Genomic DNA, 17,462 nt, shown 5'->3' on the forward strand with positions numbered 1-17,462 from the left:
CGTCCAAGCATCCATTGTAGCGCACAGCATTTGCACAGACTTATTTACTCACGCAATCGTGGATTAATCTACCGAGGACTAAGCGTGACCGGCCGCCTTCATCTGACGCAGTTCCTTCTTGAGCTCTGACACCTCATCACGAATACGAGCAGCCAGCTCAAATTGCAGCTCGGCCGCTGCCGCGTGCATCTGTTCGGTCATCTCCTCAATCTGCGTCAGCAGGTCCTCCGCCGGCGCGGCGGCCAAACCATCTTTGCGGACCGATGAGGAAGCCTTGGTGCGCTTTGCATCTTTAGCTAAACGATTATTGTTCAGTAACTCCTGTGTGTCGGCGTCTTCACGAGCCAACTGATCGGTGATGTCGGCGATCTTCTTGCGCAGCGGCATCGGGTCAATGCCGTGTTCCTTGTTATGAGCTTCTTGAATAGTCCGACGGCGATTGGTTTCTTCGATCGCTTGGTCCATGGCGTCGGTGATCTTATCCGCGTACATGATCACCTGCCCCGACACGTTACGCGCGGCACGACCAATAGTCTGGATCAGCGACGTGGCCGAGCGCAGGAAGCCCTGCTTGTCGGCATCCAGGATGGCCACAAGCGAGACCTCGGGCAAGTCCAAACCTTCACGCAGCAAGTTGATGCCCACCAGCACATCAAATGAGCCCATACGCAATTCTCGCAACAATTCCACACGGCGAATGGTATCCACATCGGAGTGCAAATACTGCACCCGCACCTGATGCTCGGTCAGATAGTCGGTCAGGTCCTCGGCCATCCGTTTGGTCAAGGTCGTTACCAGAACACGTTCATCACGATCCACGCGGGTGCGGATCTCATCAAGCAGATCGTCAATCTGGCCCTTGGTCGGCTTCACTATAATTTCGGGGTCGATCAGTCCGGTCGGACGAATAATCTGCTCCACGAACCCATCGGATTTGCCTAGCTCGTACTTCCCTGGGGTAGCCGAAAGGTAGACGGTCTGCCCAATGCGCTCCAAGAACTCATCCCACTTCAGCGGACGATTGTCCATGGCGCTAGGCAGACGGAATCCGTGCTCCACGAGTGTACGTTTGCGCGACATATCACCCTCGTACATGGCACCGATCTGCGGAACGGTCACGTGCGACTCATCAATCACCAACAAGAAGTCATCCGGGAAGTAGTCGATCAAACAGTGCGGGGCAGACCCCGCGTCACGGCCATCAATGTGGCGCGAATAGTTTTCGATGCCGTTGCAGAAGCCCATCTGCTCCATCATTTCCAAGTCGTAGGTGGTGCGCATGCGTAGTCGCTGGGCTTCAACTAACTTATTTTGGGATTCCAGTTCTTTGAGGCGCCCCGCGAGCTCGTCTTCGATGCGTTTGATGGCTTTGCCCATCCGCTCGGCGCCGGCAACATAGTGACTGGCCGGGAAGATGTACATTTCGGTTTCTTCACGAATCACTTCGCCGGTCACCGGGTGCAGGGTGTAAATGGCTTCAACTTCGTCGCCGAAGAATTCGATGCGTACCGCTTGCTCTTCGTACATCGGGATAATTTCGACCGTGTCTCCACGTACACGGAAAGTACCGCGATGGAAGTCCATGTCGTTTCGGGTGTACTGCATGGCCACAAACTGGCGTAGCATCGCGTCGCGGTTCAGCTCTTCCCCCGCACGAACGGTCACCATACCGGCCACATACTCTTCTGGAGTACCCAAACCATAAATACACGACACCGTGGCGACCACGATCGTGTCTCGGCGGGTTAACAGCGAATTGGTGGCCGAGTGGCGCAACCGCTCGACTTCCTCGTTAATAGAGGAGTCCTTTTCGATGAAGGTATCGGTCTGCGGCACGTAGGCCTCGGGCTGGTAGTAGTCGTAGTAGGAGACGAAATACTCCACCGCGTTATTGGGCATCAGCTCGCGGAATTCGTTGGCCAGCTGCGCCGCCAAAGTTTTGTTTTGCACGAGCACCAAGGTGGGGCGTTGTACCTGTTCGACCAACCACGCGGTGGTGGCGGACTTACCGGTACCAGTCGCACCGAGTAGCACAATGTCTTTTTCACCATTGTTCAGCCGCTGTGTCAGTTGCTTAATTGCCTCCGGCTGGTCACCGGCTGGCTCATATTCGCTGATAACTTCGAATGGGGCGACGACCCGCTTAATCGGCTGTGCAAGACTCATGCTTCCAGCATATCCACTGTGTCCCACGCTTTGGGACCCAGCCTAGCCAGCTTTCAGCTTAAAGACCTGCTGACTACTTACGCATCCCATAGCGGATGGCGTTACGGCGCACGGTGCGGCCGATCGATTGCGAGAAGAAGCCCATGGTCACGATCGTGGCTGCGATAATTCCGAGCAGGGCTAGCCACCCTGAAATGTAAACCACCGGTGAGTACGGGCCTTGTTCCTGGCTGACAAATTCGGCTCGACCGCCAAAGCCTAACCAGAGCACTAGGGCCACCGCGAAGGAAGCGAGCATCGTCCATTTGGCAATTTTGCGCATTTTTCTCCTACTGCTTACGTCAGCTGCTGGTACAGGGCACTCACTTGCGCCTGTAATTCGTCTAAGGTACCGGAATTATCCAACACATAATCTGCGACCGCGGCCCGCTGCTCATCGGTCGCCTGCGCCGCCATACGGGATTTCGCTTCTTCTTCGCTCCATCCGCGGTCCTGAATCATCCGTCGGATTCGTTCATCATGAGGGGCCTGTACGACGATGACCGCGTCGAACCTGTCGGCCTGTGAAGATTCAACGAGTAACGGGATGTCTTCGACCACGAGCGCATTGACCGGTGCTTGGCTACGAAGCTTGGCTGCCGCCTCACGCACCAACGGGTGCACGATGTTGTTGAGCTTGAGCCGTTGTTCCTCATCAGAGAAGACGATCGCACCCAACGCCTTGCGGTCCAAGGAAGAATCGGGCAACAGAATATCTGGACCAAAAGTGTTGTTGATGGCATTTAGCCCCGGGGTGCCGGGAGCCACGACCTCGCGCGAAAGCGCGTCGGCGTCGATCACTACCGCGCCGAGTTCAGCCAATTTAGTCGCCACCGCCGATTTTCCCGAGGCCACTCCCCCGGTCAGTCCCACATGCACCATGCTTCCACCCTATAAACTATTAGCGATGAACACCAACGAATCGGTCGCAACCCGCTACACTACTTTGCGCAGCGACAGCGTGCACGAGCTGGAAATTAAGCGCTCGCGCTTCATCACCTACCTGTTCCGGGTTGAATCCGAGTCCGCCGCGCGCGAGCACATTGCGGCTTTGCGCAAGACCCATTTTGATGCTCGTCACCATTGCACCGCGTTCATTCTTGGCCCTGACCGGATGACCCAACGTTCAAATGACGACGGTGAGCCCTCGGGGACCGCCGGGATTCCGATGCTTGATGCCCTAGCCAAGCGGGAAACCGGCGATGATGGGGTATTGACCGACGTTTTGGCGGTGGTCGTCCGTTACTTTGGTGGCATTAAGCTTGGTGCCGGCGGCTTGGTTCGTGCCTATTCAGAGGCCGTCTCCAGTGCCTTGGATCAGGCTGCGCTGCTCCCCCGCCAGCGCCTGCGAATTTACACCATGCCCGCAGCTCATGCCACCGCCGCCCGCTACGAAAACGAACTGCGCGCCGCCGGCTACCAGATCGAACCGACGCAGTGGTTGGCCGAATCCGCGCTAGTGCACATCGGCATCCCCGATACCCCGGCCGCCGCTGACGAACTACACACCCACGTCGCCACGCTCACCGCCGGCGCCGGAAAACTCACCGCCGCCGACACCCGATGGGTTGATCTGATTTGAACACCGTACCCGAGCCAACTGCCGACCTTGACCAGCTGTTCACCGCGCTGAGCCGTTGGCCCGACGTGCAGGCGCCAAACCTCTTTGCCGCGGACGCCGCCGACCGGCTGATCATCGATACCTGCGCACAGTCCCACTCCACCCAGGATCAACCTTGGCCGGCGTCCATCACGATCGTCGGCGATCACTACGGCGCACTGACCCTCGGCGCGCTGGCGCTGGGCAGCACTCAGGTTCGGGTTCACACCGATTCGCTTACCGCCCGCCGCGCGATCGAAGCCAATGCGCAAAAACTTTTGCCGCAATTGACGGATCGGTTGAGCTTCTACACCCTGGCGCAAGTCGCCGATCAGGCCTCGACGATTCTTTTGGCCCTACCCCGTGGCTTGGATGTTTTGGACGAGCAGGTCGCTGCCTTGGCCAGCTCCGCCACACCTACCGCACGGTTATTCGCCGGCGGCCGCATCAAACATATGAGCCGTTCGATGAACGAGGTTTTATCCTCCCGCTTCGCTCGTGTTGATGTCTCACTCGCACGACAAAAATCCCGCGTTTTGACGGCCAGTAATCCCCTAGCCGAACAAACCGCCAGTAATTTCCCGGCCACCGCCATCCACACCGTGCGTGGCACCAGCTTCAACCTGCACGCCGGCGCCGGCACTTTTGGGGCAGCCCGGCTGGATCCTGGTACCCGTCTACTCCTTGAGCATTTGCCCGACCTTTGTGCACACGCCACCCTAGTGGACTTGGCCTGCGGCAACGGATCCATCGGCGTATATGCGGCGCTGACCCACCGCCACTTGCGTGTCGACGCCTCGGATCATTCGGCCTCCGCGGTAGCTTCCACTTTGGCCGCCGCCGAAGCTAACGAGGTGTCCGAGCGCATCACCGCCGTGCAGGACGACGCCCTGTCCCGACTGCCGGAGAACTCGGCCACGCTAATTACCCTCAACCCGCCCTTCCACATCGGCAATACGGTCACCGCAGACATCGCATTCAAATTGATCGACGATGCCGCCCGCGCTCTTACCCCCGGTGGCACCTTGTTGTGCGTTTTTAATTCGCACCTACGCTACCGCCACGAATTGGAGCGCCGCATCGGGCCGACCACACAATTGGCGCGCGACAAGACCTTCACCGTCACCTCCACGATCAAGCTCTAAGCGCGAACGCACCGTCGAACTTTTCCACATCCGGCGGCGACGTGTTGTCAGCGCCGTTTTGCCGGTGCATCCTTGGTCCATGAGCGAATCTGTTGGCCAGGCGATTGCCGTCCTTACCCTAGCGATCACGGAATCTTCGTGCCTCACAGCCGATGATGCCCTAGAGATCGCCACGCTCATCGCGACCCTGCAACGGAGCATCACCCCAGATTCTGTTGCAGGGTCGGCACTCTCGCCGGAGCATACGCAGGACCCGCGCTTTGCACTGGCTCTGGCCAGCAGCGCCGAAACGATCGCACAGGAATCTCTGCGGACCCAGATTTACACCGCTCACTTGGTCGAAGCTACCAGCGCCCACACCCTCACTGTTGAAGAGCTCGACGCTGCACGCGCGGGCATCGTTGATTTTGACACTTCCGCTCAGCGAACTGGTCAACGACCCTCCATGCCATCGGCCACTGCTTTGAGCGCGACCTGGCTGCACATTGAGTACTTCGAAGCCACACGTCGTATGGATAGCGCCCACCACGTTTATGCTCAATTCGACTACCAACATCAGCAGTATCCACCACAGTTTCCCCTGCTCACACAGCGTTTTCGTGACCACGACCGCCCGCCGGCCGAGGTTCTTTCCGTGGCCCGTCGTCTGAATTCTCTGGAGCCAAAACGCGACGAATTTGCCCTGCCGACGACCTCCACCTTGCTCAACGGCGATGGGCAGCTACTTGAATCCGAGCTTAACGAGAAAATGGCCGAGACGGACCCAAAAACTCGACGCAAGGCCATCAATGAAGTCATGAGGGCCGCCCGCGAACGTCAATCCGAGGACCAGCCGGAGGCGCAGGAAGGAATCTTCCGCAAGGGTCTACACCACGGCTTGGTTCATTATGAAGTTGCACTGCGACCACTTCGCTCTGAGCTTTTCGAGTCATTGCTCGCCCAAAGCGACAATCCACGCTCAAGTGCTGGCCAAGCGGCGCGTGAGCCTTACAAGGATGAGTCCTCCAAAAATCATCAGGCTACCGACGAACATCCCGACTTTGTCACCGACGAAGAAGCCGCTGGCGCACAGGAACCAGATTCTGCCGAGGTATCGGTCGCGGGTCGACACCTGAACGCGCTAATGCTCCTACTCGGACTCAATTCCAAGCGCCTGAAGCGTCTTGAAGAGAAAATGACCCACCGGACTACCCCGGATGACGATTCAGCAACTGAAGCAGCTGATCCAGACCCGCCGGTCGTCAAACCTCAGGTGGTGGTCACATTGACTCTGGAAGAGCTGGAAGGCCGAGCAAAAACGCACGGTATTACTGCACACGGTTTCAAACTCAGCGCCACAGACCTGCGCCAAACCCTGGCCGAAGCCAAAATTATCCCGATGGTGTTGGGCGGCAAGGGCGAAATTCTGGACATAGGTCGTAGCCATCGTAAACATCCGCGCTACATGAGACTTGGCGTTGCAGTGCGCGATGGTGGCTGCCTCGTCCCTGGATGCAGCATGGAACCCGAACGATGCAATATCCACCACATTAGGTTTTGGTCTCAGGGTGGTGTCACCGCGGTCTATTGGAGCGCGATGCTCTGCGATACGCATCATCACGACGTGCATGCAGGTTTGATCAAAGTCATTCCCGACGACGGGGTACCTAAGGTGATACTTCCTCAGTTTATGGACCCCACACAGACCCCGGTGCGCAACACCTACCACCGCGCTGACGTTGCCTAGTTAGTAGCGCCCGTTCATGCACGCGCCTAAATGAGAAATCGCCTGGCCCCGTGCGCCCGGACGACCACTGCATATACGCCTACCGATCGCAGGCTAGTACGATCGATCTCTTCTCGTGTATTCGTCTCGATCGAATCGGGAATCGGCGTGTTACCCGCTGGGTCTACGACCTTCAGCTTTCGCCTTGCGCGACCTATCGGTTCTAATGCTGGCAGCGGGGCAAAATACTCGTTAGCCTACACTCGGGCTCTATGGAGGCGCGGCGACCGTACCTCATTGGGATGCGAACCCCAAACGGTCAGACCGACAAAGTGCATATATTGGTTGGCAACCGCGAGTATTTTTCCGGTCAGATGGTGTCCATACACCCACGGTTGTGTCGAACGAGCCAGAAACTGAGTTGACGTCAAACTGTTGACCATTTCAATGCCGTGCACCAGACAGAAGTCCGAGGTAAAAATGAAGCGTGGATCCACAAATTATTTTCGAACTCTTGTTCGTCTGAGAGGTCCGGTAGCTACAACTCATGGTCTCTAGCGCGCTCATGATTGTTCGTCCCATTACGCGTAACCCAGTTGGTCCGGTGCAAACACTGACAGGATTTTCCCAAGCCACGATACCCAACTCACCTGCCTCAGAGCGATGGACTAACCCCGTGAGCACTCGATGTTGCTCGTCGCCCGCCCGTTCATGCCCGTACCCAACTTGACCTACCTGTCGATAAATGACCGGTCATGATTAGCGGCGCTTTAGTCTATAGCCCGAAAATTTTGCTTGTCTGGTCAGTGCGAACTATTCCACTAGCGGATCTATCAGCGCAACGAGTGCCGCCGATGACGTCGTGAACGCACCTGGTTATGCAAGAAGGCCCAACCCCTAAGGGTTGGGCCTTCTCATATCAGCTAAAGCTAACTACGATTCCTGCGCGAGACAGGAGGCGAAATTAGTTGCCGGTCAGCTTCTCGCGCAGTGCAGCAAGAGCTTCGTCGGAAGCCAAGGTACCTGCATCGGTGGCTGGAGCCTCCGAGGAGTACGAAGCTGGAGCTGGCTCGTTGCCACCGGCTGCAGCAGCAGGCTCTGCTTCTGCGTCGGCGACGATTGCAGCTGCAACCTGCTTCTTGTGTGCTTCCCAACGCTCCTGAGCAGCAGCGTACTGTGCTTCCCATGCAGCGCGCTGGGTGTCGAAGCCTTCGAGCCATTCGTTCGACTCTGGGTCGAAGCCCTCTGGGTACTTGTAGTTGCCGGCCTCGTCGTACTCTGCAGCCATGCCGTAGAGTGCTGGGTCGAACTCGGTGCCCTCTGGGTCAACACCTTCGTTAGCCTGCTTGAGCGACAGCGAGATACGGCGGCGCTCAAGGTCGATGTCGATAACCTTGACGAACAGTTCGTCGCCAACGGAGACAACCTGCTCAGCCAGTTCAACGTGACGAACTGCAAGCTCGGAGATGTGAACCAGGCCTTCGATGCCGTCTTCGACGCGTACGAACGCACCGAATGGAACCAGCTTGGTAACCTTGCCCGGTACAACCTGACCCAGTGCGTGAGTGCGGGCGAAGGTCTGCCAAGGATCTTCCTGGGTAGCCTTCAGCGACAGGGAAACGCGCTCGCGGTCCAGATCGACTTCGAGAACCTCCACGGTTACTTCCTGGCCAACCTCGACAACCTCGGATGGGTGGTCGATGTGCTTCCAAGACAGCTCGGATACGTGTACCAGACCGTCTACGCCGCCAAGGTCCACGAATGCACCGAAGTTGACGATGGAGGAAACAACGCCCGGACGAACCTGACCCTTTTCCAGCTTGTTGAGGAAGGTCGAGCGAACCTCGGACTGGGTCTGCTCAAGCCATGCACGGCGGGAAAGCACAACGTTGTTGCGGTTCTTGTCCAGCTCGATGATCTTGGCTTCGATTTCCTGGCCGATGTATGGAGCCAGGTCGCGCACACGGCGCATCTCGACGAGCGATGCTGGCAAGAAGCCACGCAGGCCGATGTCCAGGATGAGGCCACCCTTGACAACCTCGATGACGGTACCGGTAACGACGCCGTCCTCTTCCTTGATCTTTTCGATGTCGCCCCAAGCACGCTCGTACTGAGCACGCTTCTTGGACAGGATCAGGCGACCTTCTTTGTCTTCCTTGGTCAGAACCAAGGCTTCAACGCTGTCACCAACGGTGACAACTTCACCTGGGTCAACGTCGTGCTTGATGGAAAGCTCGCGGGAAGGGATGACACCTTCGGTCTTGTAACCGATGTCGAGCAGAACTTCGTCGTGGTCAACCTTGACGACGGTGCCTTCGACGAGGTCACCATCGTTGAAGTACTTGATGGTGGCATCGACTGCGGCCAAGAAGTCCTCAGCAGTTCCAATGTCGTTGATTGCGACGACTGGTGCGCTGTTGTTCTCGTTCGAGGTGATGGTCATGTAGTAGGGACTCCGATGTGGATAGATTTGGTCAGTCGAAACCCCGGAAGTCCCGGAATTTCGAACGGGTAAAACTTGGTTGCGGCCATAGCTGGAGCCATGGCACGACTTTACAAGTCTACGCGTATACCAGAGTGCGGGTCAAAGTGTAACCCGCTAACATCCACGTCAGCATTTTGTGAACTTCGTCATAACGAGCCCTGAAATTTAGGCTCAAACCTAAAAACTATGTGGTGTGAATGCTTCGTTCACGACGTCGAACATCTGTAGAACCTCTGCCGACGTTTCCGTACCGGCCAGCTCAGCCCGACCAGAGGCCAGAAGCTGTTGCAATGACAGGGTTCCCAAGTACAGACCAGCCAGATCCCGCTCGTCAAGACTAACTTGTGGAAGATCCGGCAGGTTTGAATCAGAACTGATCTGGGCTATGTGCGCTGATCCATCAGATACCTCAAACAGGTAATCCCCCGAGATGAGGTTGAGTCGATCACGAATCGACAGTACAACTTTGGCGTTGCGCAGGTACTGGCGGGCCTGAAACGCGTCGACGACGTTCAACACTCGCAACCAGAGCGCATCGTCAACGGAGCGGACTTCATAGTCACGCGCGTTCGCAAGAACCTGTCGTAGTGGATCTGCGAGCGGTCCTTGACCGTGCACTTCTTTAATGAGGTCGTGATTACCGAGGTATTCGAAGAGTTTGAAGCGCGCCGAATCGCTCGTCGCAATAAGTTTGTGGACCACCAATTTTTCGGTCGGCTCGTCCCATCCGGCAAACTTGTAGGTGACAAAACCGCCTAGAGTGCCACCAGCGTCATAGTACGCGGCGAAGCGCAAATTTTTGGGCTTGTCCATCGTTTCCCAGCTGTCCCAACGGCCCAATGCGTAGCCATCGTCAAACGCAGAACTATCGATGGAGCCAAAGGTGGCCTTCATTGCGCGATCTGCCAGATCAGCAAATTCTTCTTCAAAAAGCGCCGGGTCGATCTCCACCACTTGTCCGGGAATCTTTACGCGCAGCTTCAGCCCCTGCGCACACTTGAGTTTGAACCGTGTTTGATAAGTTGCTGGTTCGAAACCGTACCGGCCGTAAATCGTCGCTTCAGAGGCGCTTAGAGCAGCCAATGGGTACCTTGCTTCTTGGGCGTAGTGAAGGTCAGCAGTAATTTGTTCGGTGAGAAGCCCTCGGCGACGATAACTGGGAGCAACCGTGACAGCGGTAATCTTATGCACCGGCACAAGTGAATTGCCCCCTGCGTTGAGCGATCCCGGGAAGGTTCCATAGGTATGCACTGGATGAGCCGCATGGCGGGAGGCCGACGGTGCGGCGAGATCGAACACCATTGAGACTCGCATGCGCTGCGCGTAGGTGAGTGTCAAAACCTCGGCAAACTTCTCCTCGGCCGGAAACTGCTCGTAGAACCCAATGCCCGTGGCTTGGTGAAATAACTTGATGGCCGCGTCGTTTTGCTCGGTACGCTCGGTCGCCTGATAGGTGCGCGTCTGGGCGTGCAGCTTCGCAGTTTCGTTCATGAGTCCTCCCACAATGGCGTTCTCGAATACCCCCAGTCTATTCGTCGCGTCTTCTACGGCAAGGTCCGCTTCAGCAAGACCTACACAGTCCAGGCACCGTCGGAAGTTGCCGCAATTAACCGTTCAAGAAGACAACAAGGGCAGGCGCACCATCGTGCGCCTGCCCATAATCGTCAGCATTTTAGTGTGCAGCCTCGTGCCAAGTACGGCCGATGCCTGGCTGAACATCCAGCGGAACCAAAAGGTCAGCTGCCTGACCCATCTCTCGCGTCATCAACTCCTGAACAGCGTCCAGCTCGCCTGATGCCACTTCAACGATGAGTTCGTCATGCACTTGCAACAGCATCCGTGACTTGTACTGCCCTGCACGCAGGCCTTCGTCGATCTTCAGCATGGCCACCTTCACTAGGTCAGCTGCCGAACCCTGGATGGGGGCATTCAGCGCGGCGCGCTCAGCAATGTCGCGAAGACGTCGATCTGAGCTGTTCAGCTCCGGCAAATAGCGACGGCGACCAAAGATGGTTTCGGTGTATCCGTCCTTGCGGGCTTGGTCGACGACCGAGCGCAGATAGGTTCGCACGGCACCAAAGCGGTCGAAGTAGTCCTTCATGAGCTTGCGGGCTTCGTCCACGCCGATCTTCAGCTGCTTTGACAGGCCGAAGCTGCTCAGGCCGTAGGCTAGACCGTAGCTCATCGCCTTCACCTTGGAACGCATCTCGGAACTGACTTCGGATGGTTCAACGTTGAACACGCGCGAACCAACGTACCGGTGCAGGTCTTCACCGTTTTGATAGGCCTCGATCAGTCCGGCATCTTCGGAAAGGTGCGCCATGATGCGCATTTCAATCTGCGAGTAGTCGACGGTCAGCAGGCTTTCATAGCCCTCGCCCACCATGAAGACGTCGCGAATACGTCGACCTTCTTCCGAACGCACAGGGATATTCTGCAGGTTCGGGTTCAGGCTGGAAAGTCGTCCGGTGGCAGCAACGGTCTGCGCGTAGGTGGTGTGGATTCGTCCGTCACTGTGCGTGGCTTTGAGCAGTCCGTCGACGGTCTGACGCAGTTTGATCGCATCGCGGTACGCCATCAGTGCAACCAGGAAGGGGTGGCCGGTCTTGACCAGCAGGTCCTGTAATGATTCTGCATCGGTGGTGAAACCGGTCTTGATTTTCTTGGTCCGTGGCAGATCAAGTTCCTCAAAGAGCACCACCTGCAGTTGCTTGGGGCTCGATAGATTGACCTCATGGCCAATCGCGGCAAAGGCGTCGTTGGTGGCCTGATCCACCTGGCTGGTGAAGTGGCCGCGCAGTTCATTAAGTCGGGCGACGTCGACCGCGACACCGGCACGTTCCATTTCGAAAAGCACTGGAATCAGCGGCAGCTCCATTTCAGCAGCCAGCTGATCGGCGTGTTTCTCCGCCAGTTTGGTGGCCAAGAATGCTGAAAGGTCGTGGATGGCTTGAGCCTGAGCAAGGGTTGGTTCGGCCAGATCTGAAGTCAGGCCCAGATCCAGTTCGCCCTTCTTCGCCTCGTGAACTGGCACCGCATATTTCAGGTGGTATTGCACCACGTCCACCAGATCATGGCTGCGCCGATCCGGCTGGATCAGATAGGCGCTGATCAACGTGTCGTCTTTGATACCTGCGATGCGCAGTCCACGTTCGATCAGCAGGTGCATTACCGCTTTGGCATCGTGGAAAAGCTTCGGCGCGTCTTGGTCCGCGAGGAACGCCGCCAACTCCTTGTCGGTGGCCTCATCCAGTTCGGCTAAATCAAGCCATACCGCCTGAGCGCCTCGGAACAGTGCAAGGCCCACCGCTTCATTGCCCACGACCGCAGGCTGGATGGCGATCGGCGCGGATTCACCGGCATCGATAAATTCGCGTAGTGCTTGCGCATTATCGGTCGCCACGCGAGTGAAGGCGGCCACCTCTGGGGCAACTTCTTCCTCTTGCGCGGCGAAGAGGTCAAAGAGGCGTTTGCGCAAGGTATTAAATTCCAGTGCGTCGAACAGGTTCTCGATCTCTTCGCGGTTGGGCGCGACAAGTTCCATCTGTTCTAGGCTGACCGGAAGTTCAAGATCGTGCTTGAGCTGGTTCAAGCGACGGTTACGTGTGACGTTATCAACGTGTTCGCGCAGGGATTCGCCAACCTTGCCCTTGATCGAGTCGATATTTGCCAGTACGCCGGCCAGATCTCCGTAGAGGTTGATCCATTTCGCGGCGGTCTTCGGGCCAACTCCCGGTACGCCAGGAAGATTGTCCGCTGTTTCGCCGACCAAAGCAGCAAGGTCTGAATACCGTGATGGTGGCACAAAGTATTTTGCCTCCACCGCGGCCGCATCCATCGGCGGAATATCGCTAATACCCTTTTTCGGGTACAAAACTAGGGTCTTGTCGGTGATCAGCTGGAAGGCGTCACGGTCTCCGGATACCACCAGCACGTCAAAGCCAGCGTCTTCGCCCATGGTTGCCAGGGTGGCTAGGATGTCGTCGGCCTCAAAGCTCTCCAGCGTAATAGCGGGGATGTTCATCGCCTTCATGACCTCTTGGATGAGGTCGATCTGCCCGTAGAACTCTTCAGGCGTCTTATTTCGACCGCCCTTGTACTCCGTGTACTCCAAGGAGCGGAAGGTCGGAGTGTCCAGGTCGAAGGCCACAGCTACGTGGGTAGGCTTCTGCTGACGGATCATCGTCAGCAACATCGACACGAACCCATGCACCGCGTTGGTGTGCTGTCCCGTACTCGTCGCGAAGTTCTCCGCTGGCAGCGCATAAAACGCGCGGAACGCCATCGAATGTCCGTCAATAATCAGCAGTCTCTTGTCCGACGCAGGTGTCGGCTTGGTAGTTTCGCTCACACCTGAAAGCCTAGTTGCCATGAACGACAATTTCACTACTGGACCCACGCAATCTTCGGCACACCCGTTCGAACGGCAGCTGACCGAATGTGGCATTCCCGAATCTATGTGGCCCTTTTTGCGCACCAATGGTGTTGGTGAACTCACCGAGAAGCTGGGGATTGTCTTTACCGAATTCACTCGCGATCAATTGAGCGCCACCATGCCTGTGGCGGGAAACACCCAGGTCTACGGGATCTTGCATGGTGGAGCCTCAGCGGCTTTAGCCGAAACACTTGGGTCCATGGCCGCCGCGCTACATGGGGCGCCAACCTCGCAACCTGTGGGAGTTGACTTGAATATCACCCACCACAAGGCAGGGCGAACGGGGATAGTGACAGCGGTGTGCACCCCAGTGCATTTGGGTCGCCGTAGCACCTGCCATGAGATCGTAATCAGTAATGAGGACGGTCAACGGGTAGCAACAGCGCGCATTACCAACATGCTGTTGCCCATCGAGTAACTATCCTACGGAGTACCGCGTGACCACCGTGTCATCGCCGAGGTCTTGAACGCTCATCGCCGAGAGCTCAACACGCACCGAGCGCCCAAAAATACTCGTCCCTGTCCCAAGTACCACCGGGACTCTCACCACTAGGAGCTCATCAAGCGCGTTCGCTTGGATGAACCCTCCGGCCAGATCGGCTCCGCCGGCAATCCACACGTCGCCAGCACTAGCACTACGGGCGATGTCTTGACTCCAGAATCCGATTTCTCCGCGGATAAACGTTAGATCGATACCCGGCAGAGTCGGTAGCTCATGATGGGTAAACACCCACACCGGCCGGTCCCCGAACATCCAGGGCATCGTGCCTTCGGAGACCTCTCGGGCGATATCTGCATAGGTTTTGCCGCCGATCACGACCGCGCCGATGGAGTCGAAGAACTTCTCGAAATGCGCTTTAACCCCCGGTTGCTTGGCGAAGGTGGCGAACCAGTGAGTATCGGAGCTGCCATCGGCGATAAAACCATCAACGGAGGCACCCACATAGTACTTGAAGCTAGTCATGGCTCCAGTCTAGGGGTGCCTCCGTGGAAGGCAATATTAAGTTCTCGCTTCCCAGTTGACTCCGGCGAAGCGTGATTCCCTGCGCGTCCTTAGTGACTTGAGGAGAAGCCGAGCACCGCTTCGCTGAGCTGCGGAACGATAAGCACCACTCCGAAGGCCACAATCAGTCCGGCAACCGTGAAGCAGGCGTACGCGCCAGTCTTGCTCAGGCTCGTGTTCTTACCCTCATCCTTAGCTACCGCCAAGAGTCGAACACCAAAAGCGTAGGCGGCGACGATCAACATGGCTGAAATCCAGGTGACGATCGCGACGATTCCAAAGGCGACCCAGTCGATCATGAGTTATCAGCTTCCTTGTTTGCGGCGGCCAGCTTGGCCTGTGTAGCGTCTGCCTTAGCCTTTGCCCGTCGTTGCTTCTTAGTCAAAATGTTGACGGCCGCACCGGAATTATCAATGTCGGACATCGTCGTCTCGGCCCCATGTGGTTGCTTACGCGAGGCGAACCAGATGGTTAGCATCGCGCCCACACCAAGAACCGTGACGATGATCAACCCGGGAGTACCAAAGTGGACGATCCAGGCTGCGATGCCGCCGACGATCGCAGCTGCAGGGAGGGTAAAGAGCCACCCTAGGGCGATTCGTCCAGCAGTCCCCCAGCGCACTTCGCCACCCTTACGTCCCATACCGGAGCCGATCACGGAGCCAGAAGCGACTTGGGTAGTCGAGAGGGCGAAGCCGAGGTGGGATGAAGCCAAGATGGCCGAGGCAGTAGAAACTTCAGCGGCGAAGCCCTGCGCAGGCTTCACATCAGTTAGACCGGAACCCATGGTCTGGATGATGCGCCAGCCACCGGTGTAGGTACCTAGAGCAATGGCCAGCGCACAGGCAGCAACCACCCAGAGGTGAACTGGCGAACCCGAATCCTGCAGGCCGGAGGCCACCAAGGTCAGGGTGATGATACCCATGGTCTTCTGCGCATCGTTGGTACCGTGCGAGAGTGCGACCAGGGAAGATGAGAAGATCTGGCCATAGCGGAAACCTCCGCGCTTAGGCGAAGCACCGTTTTGGCGCTTGGTGATGGCGTAGGCCAACTTGGTGCACAGATACGCTGAGACACCCGCAATCACCGGCGCGCAGATCGCCGGCAACAATACCTTGGAAAGCAGCACGGAGTAGTTCACCGAGGCTACGCCGGCACCAATAATGGCTGCGCCGACTAGACCGCCGAACAAAGCATGTGAGGAGCTCGAGGGCAGGCCCAGTAGCCAGGTCAGCAAGTTCCAGATCACTGCGCCCATCAGGCCGGCAAAAATCATTGCTGGGCCGATGGCGACGCCGGTGGAGGGGTCTTCATTAATGATGCCGCCAGAAATGGTCTTCGCGACCTCGGTGGAGAGGAACGCTCCGACCAGGTTCAAAATTGCGGCGAGGGCAACTGCCTTTTTAGGGGTAATTGCACCGGTTGCGATCGGGGTGGCCATCGCATTGGCCGTGTCATGGAATCCGTTGGTGAAGTCAAAAAACAACGCCAAGGCAATGACTAGGACGACGATCAGCGTCAAATCCATTTAGTACCAGCCTGAGAGGTCGAACGGCAAGGGGAAAGTGTACGGGCATCAACCAAACTCCCCCGCAAAATTTTTTGGCATGCGGGTCTTGGTTCTCAGCGCAGTTTCAATCTTAGGCGTACTGAGCGGTTCGTCAATCTAGAAAGTCAACCAACGGCCAATGAATTTTCAAACTATTCACCGTGCTCAGTAAGCATTATTGAGCTATTGCGGTGGCTATGGGAGCCCGCAGCATAAAAATGTGCACCAAAACACACACGGCGTTTTGGTGCACATCATTGTTTCTACCAACGATCGAAATCGAGTTACTTGACCTGATCAACGACGGTTTCGGCGACCTGGCGCATGCTCAGACGACGATCCATCGAGGTCTTTTGGATCCAGCGGAACGCTTCTGGCTCGGTCAGACCCATCTTGGTGATGAGCAAGCTCTTAGCGCGGTCCACAAGCTTACGGGTCTCAAACTGCTCTGCGAGGTTGCTTACTTCCTCTTCCAAGGCACGCAGTTCGTCATTGCGCGAGATCGCGATTTCAATGGCAGGAGTGAGGTCAGCCGGGGTGAATGGCTTAACCACGTAAGCCATGGCTCCTGCTTCACGGGCACGCTCTACTAATTCTTTCTGGCTGAACGCGGTGAGCAGAACAACCGGGGCGATGCGTTCTTTGACGATCGCTTCGGCGGCAGTGATGCCATCCATAACAGGCATCTTCACATCCATGAGCACCAGGTCGGGCTTCAGTTCGCGAGCTTTCTCCAGCGCGGCCTGTCCATTGTCCGCTTCGGCGACGACATCATAACCCTCAGATCTCAGGATTTCGACGATGTCCAGACGGATGAGGGTTTCATCTTCGGCGACGACCACACGGCGCGGGGTGGTTTGCACCTCGGATGGAATACGGGTGACTTCGGGTAGTTCGCTCATTTGCGCCTTCCTCCATGATCAAAAAATCCTGCCCAAGCGGTGGAGGGCAGATAGATGGTTTCCGTCAGCGAAGCTACGTTGCCTCGGTTTCACATATAAGCCTACTTGCATGTACTGTAGTTCACGCGATGACGCGAGGATCCCGATTAGGAAATCTGGAAAACCTCTAGTAAAGTAGTCAAAGTGCCAGCCCAAGTGGCGGAATCGGTAGACGCGCCGCACTCAAAATGCGGTATCGAAAGATGTGTGGGTTCGAGTCCCACCTTGGGCACCAAATTTGAACCGCTGGTTCGGAGTAATCCTCCGGATCAGCGGTTTTTTTCTACCCAAAATCAACGCAGATGTGACTGAGTGCACAAAACTTGTTTTCGAGGTCCATAGACAAAAAGTTCCGTTTCCGTCCACCTGTAGATGAACGAAAACGGAACTTTAA

General features: G+C 56.8%; 14 protein-coding genes and 1 tRNA gene. 5 read left to right on the forward strand and 10 right to left on the reverse strand.

Annotated elements, in window-relative coordinates; all coding sequences use genetic code 11:
- Nucleotides 1-78: 78 nt before the first annotated feature.
- From uvrB to coaE, 3 genes are all read right to left on the reverse strand, one after another.
- Entirely contained in the window at nucleotides 79-2,166 is a 2,088-nt protein-coding gene (gene uvrB / locus FJV47_RS01330) for an excinuclease ABC subunit UvrB (RefSeq protein ID WP_159609342.1), read from the reverse strand.
- 73 nt (nucleotides 2,167-2,239) lie between these two features.
- Nucleotides 2,240-2,488, reverse strand: a complete 249-nt coding sequence (locus FJV47_RS01335) for a hypothetical protein (RefSeq protein ID WP_159609343.1) — start codon at nucleotides 2,486-2,488, stop codon at nucleotides 2,240-2,242.
- Nucleotides 2,489-2,502: 14 nt separating this feature from the next.
- The gene (gene coaE / locus FJV47_RS01340) at nucleotides 2,503-3,087 is read right to left on the reverse strand and encodes a dephospho-CoA kinase (RefSeq protein WP_159609344.1); all 585 of its coding nucleotides are present in this window, start codon (nucleotides 3,085-3,087) and stop codon (nucleotides 2,503-2,505) included.
- A 25-nt stretch (nucleotides 3,088-3,112) separates the two neighbouring features.
- Here coaE and FJV47_RS01345 point away from each other — a divergent pair, with 25 nt between their 5' ends.
- The 3 genes from FJV47_RS01345 (at nucleotide 3,113) to FJV47_RS01355 (ending at nucleotide 6,676) form a co-directional block, all read left to right on the forward strand.
- Complete coding sequence (locus FJV47_RS01345) at nucleotides 3,113-3,787, forward strand: YigZ family protein (RefSeq protein ID WP_159609345.1); 675 nt, start codon at nucleotides 3,113-3,115, stop codon at nucleotides 3,785-3,787.
- Nucleotides 3,784-4,950, forward strand: coding sequence for a class I SAM-dependent methyltransferase (locus tag FJV47_RS01350; protein ID WP_235026296.1), 1,167 nt, complete (start codon nucleotides 3,784-3,786; stop codon nucleotides 4,948-4,950). Before FJV47_RS01345 ends, FJV47_RS01350 begins: the two co-directional genes overlap by 4 nt.
- Nucleotides 4,951-5,029: 79 nt before the next feature.
- Nucleotides 5,030-6,676 (forward strand): HNH endonuclease signature motif containing protein, encoded by a 1,647-nt coding sequence (locus tag FJV47_RS01355; protein ID WP_159609346.1) that lies wholly within the window; start codon nucleotides 5,030-5,032, stop codon nucleotides 6,674-6,676.
- Nucleotides 6,677-7,619: 943 nt separating this feature from the next.
- Here the strand turns inward: FJV47_RS01355 and rpsA are convergent.
- The 3 genes from rpsA to polA all read right to left on the reverse strand — a co-directional run bounded on the left by rpsA (nucleotide 7,620) and on the right by polA (nucleotide 13,425).
- The gene (gene rpsA / locus FJV47_RS01360) at nucleotides 7,620-9,098 is read right to left on the reverse strand and encodes a 30S ribosomal protein S1 (RefSeq protein WP_159609347.1); all 1,479 of its coding nucleotides are present in this window, start codon (nucleotides 9,096-9,098) and stop codon (nucleotides 7,620-7,622) included.
- 219 nt (nucleotides 9,099-9,317) lie between these two features.
- On the reverse strand, nucleotides 9,318-10,631 hold the full coding sequence (locus FJV47_RS01365; protein ID WP_159609348.1) for a GNAT family N-acetyltransferase: 1,314 nt from the start codon (nucleotides 10,629-10,631) through the stop codon (nucleotides 9,318-9,320).
- Between the two features lie 181 nt (nucleotides 10,632-10,812).
- Nucleotides 10,813-13,425, reverse strand: a complete 2,613-nt coding sequence (gene polA, locus FJV47_RS01370; protein WP_235026322.1) for a DNA polymerase I — start codon at nucleotides 13,423-13,425, stop codon at nucleotides 10,813-10,815.
- An 85-nt stretch (nucleotides 13,426-13,510) separates the two neighbouring features.
- On the opposite strand from polA, the gene FJV47_RS01375 reads away from it, so the two are divergent.
- On the forward strand, nucleotides 13,511-13,993 hold the full coding sequence (locus FJV47_RS01375) for a hotdog fold thioesterase (protein ID WP_159609350.1): 483 nt from the start codon (nucleotides 13,511-13,513) through the stop codon (nucleotides 13,991-13,993).
- Here FJV47_RS01375 and FJV47_RS01380 read toward each other — a convergent pair whose 3' ends face one another.
- From FJV47_RS01380 to FJV47_RS01395, 4 genes are all read right to left on the reverse strand, one after another.
- A complete protein-coding gene (locus FJV47_RS01380) occupies nucleotides 13,994-14,539 on the reverse strand; it encodes a dihydrofolate reductase family protein (RefSeq protein ID WP_159609351.1) in 546 nt (181 codons plus the stop codon). It lies immediately after the preceding gene.
- 89 nt (nucleotides 14,540-14,628) lie between these two features.
- Complete coding sequence (locus FJV47_RS01385) at nucleotides 14,629-14,877, reverse strand: hypothetical protein (protein WP_159609352.1); 249 nt, start codon at nucleotides 14,875-14,877, stop codon at nucleotides 14,629-14,631.
- Nucleotides 14,874-16,106: an inorganic phosphate transporter gene (locus FJV47_RS01390; RefSeq protein ID WP_159609353.1), complete on the reverse strand. Its 1,233-nt coding sequence runs from the start codon at nucleotides 16,104-16,106 to the stop codon at nucleotides 14,874-14,876. The genes FJV47_RS01385 and FJV47_RS01390 overlap by 4 nt, the downstream gene beginning before the upstream one ends.
- Before the next feature lie 305 nt (nucleotides 16,107-16,411).
- A complete protein-coding gene (locus FJV47_RS01395) occupies nucleotides 16,412-17,029 on the reverse strand; it encodes an ANTAR domain-containing response regulator (RefSeq protein ID WP_159609354.1) in 618 nt (205 codons plus the stop codon).
- Between the two features lie 189 nt (nucleotides 17,030-17,218).
- Between FJV47_RS01395 and FJV47_RS01400 the strand changes: the two genes are divergently transcribed.
- Nucleotides 17,219-17,303 (forward strand) — tRNA-Leu (locus FJV47_RS01400).
- Nucleotides 17,304-17,462: the final 159 nt, after the last annotated feature.

Source organism: Glutamicibacter sp. JC586 (genome assembly GCF_009805585.1).
GTDB lineage: Bacteria > Actinomycetota > Actinomycetes > Actinomycetales > Micrococcaceae > Glutamicibacter.

What these genes read in the sequence shown, in the direction of transcription:
- coaE (WP_159609344.1), bottom strand. Translation starts at nt 3,087, where the DNA reads ATGGTGCATGTGGGACTGACCGGGGGAGTGGCCTCGGGAAAATCGGCG.
- FJV47_RS01380 (WP_159609351.1), bottom strand. Translation starts at nt 14,539, where the DNA reads ATGACTAGCTTCAAGTACTATGTGGGTGCCTCCGTTGATGGTTTTATC.
- FJV47_RS01335 (WP_159609343.1), bottom strand. Translation starts at nt 2,488, where the DNA reads ATGCGCAAAATTGCCAAATGGACGATGCTCGCTTCCTTCGCGGTGGCC.
- FJV47_RS01355 (WP_159609346.1), top strand. Translation starts at nt 5,030, where the DNA reads ATGAGCGAATCTGTTGGCCAGGCGATTGCCGTCCTTACCCTAGCGATC.
- polA (WP_235026322.1), bottom strand. Translation starts at nt 13,425, where the DNA reads ATGGCGTTCCGCGCGTTTTATGCGCTGCCAGCGGAGAACTTCGCGACG.
- rpsA (WP_159609347.1), bottom strand. Translation starts at nt 9,098, where the DNA reads ATGACCATCACCTCGAACGAGAACAACAGCGCACCAGTCGTCGCAATC.
- FJV47_RS01365 (WP_159609348.1), bottom strand. Translation starts at nt 10,631, where the DNA reads ATGAACGAAACTGCGAAGCTGCACGCCCAGACGCGCACCTATCAGGCG.
- FJV47_RS01375 (WP_159609350.1), top strand. Translation starts at nt 13,511, where the DNA reads ATGAACGACAATTTCACTACTGGACCCACGCAATCTTCGGCACACCCG.
- FJV47_RS01395 (WP_159609354.1), bottom strand. Translation starts at nt 17,029, where the DNA reads ATGAGCGAACTACCCGAAGTCACCCGTATTCCATCCGAGGTGCAAACC.
- FJV47_RS01390 (WP_159609353.1), bottom strand. Translation starts at nt 16,106, where the DNA reads ATGGATTTGACGCTGATCGTCGTCCTAGTCATTGCCTTGGCGTTGTTT.
- FJV47_RS01385 (WP_159609352.1), bottom strand. Translation starts at nt 14,877, where the DNA reads ATGATCGACTGGGTCGCCTTTGGAATCGTCGCGATCGTCACCTGGATT.
- FJV47_RS01345 (WP_159609345.1), top strand. Translation starts at nt 3,113, where the DNA reads ATGAACACCAACGAATCGGTCGCAACCCGCTACACTACTTTGCGCAGC.
- uvrB (WP_159609342.1), bottom strand. Translation starts at nt 2,166, where the DNA reads ATGAGTCTTGCACAGCCGATTAAGCGGGTCGTCGCCCCATTCGAAGTT.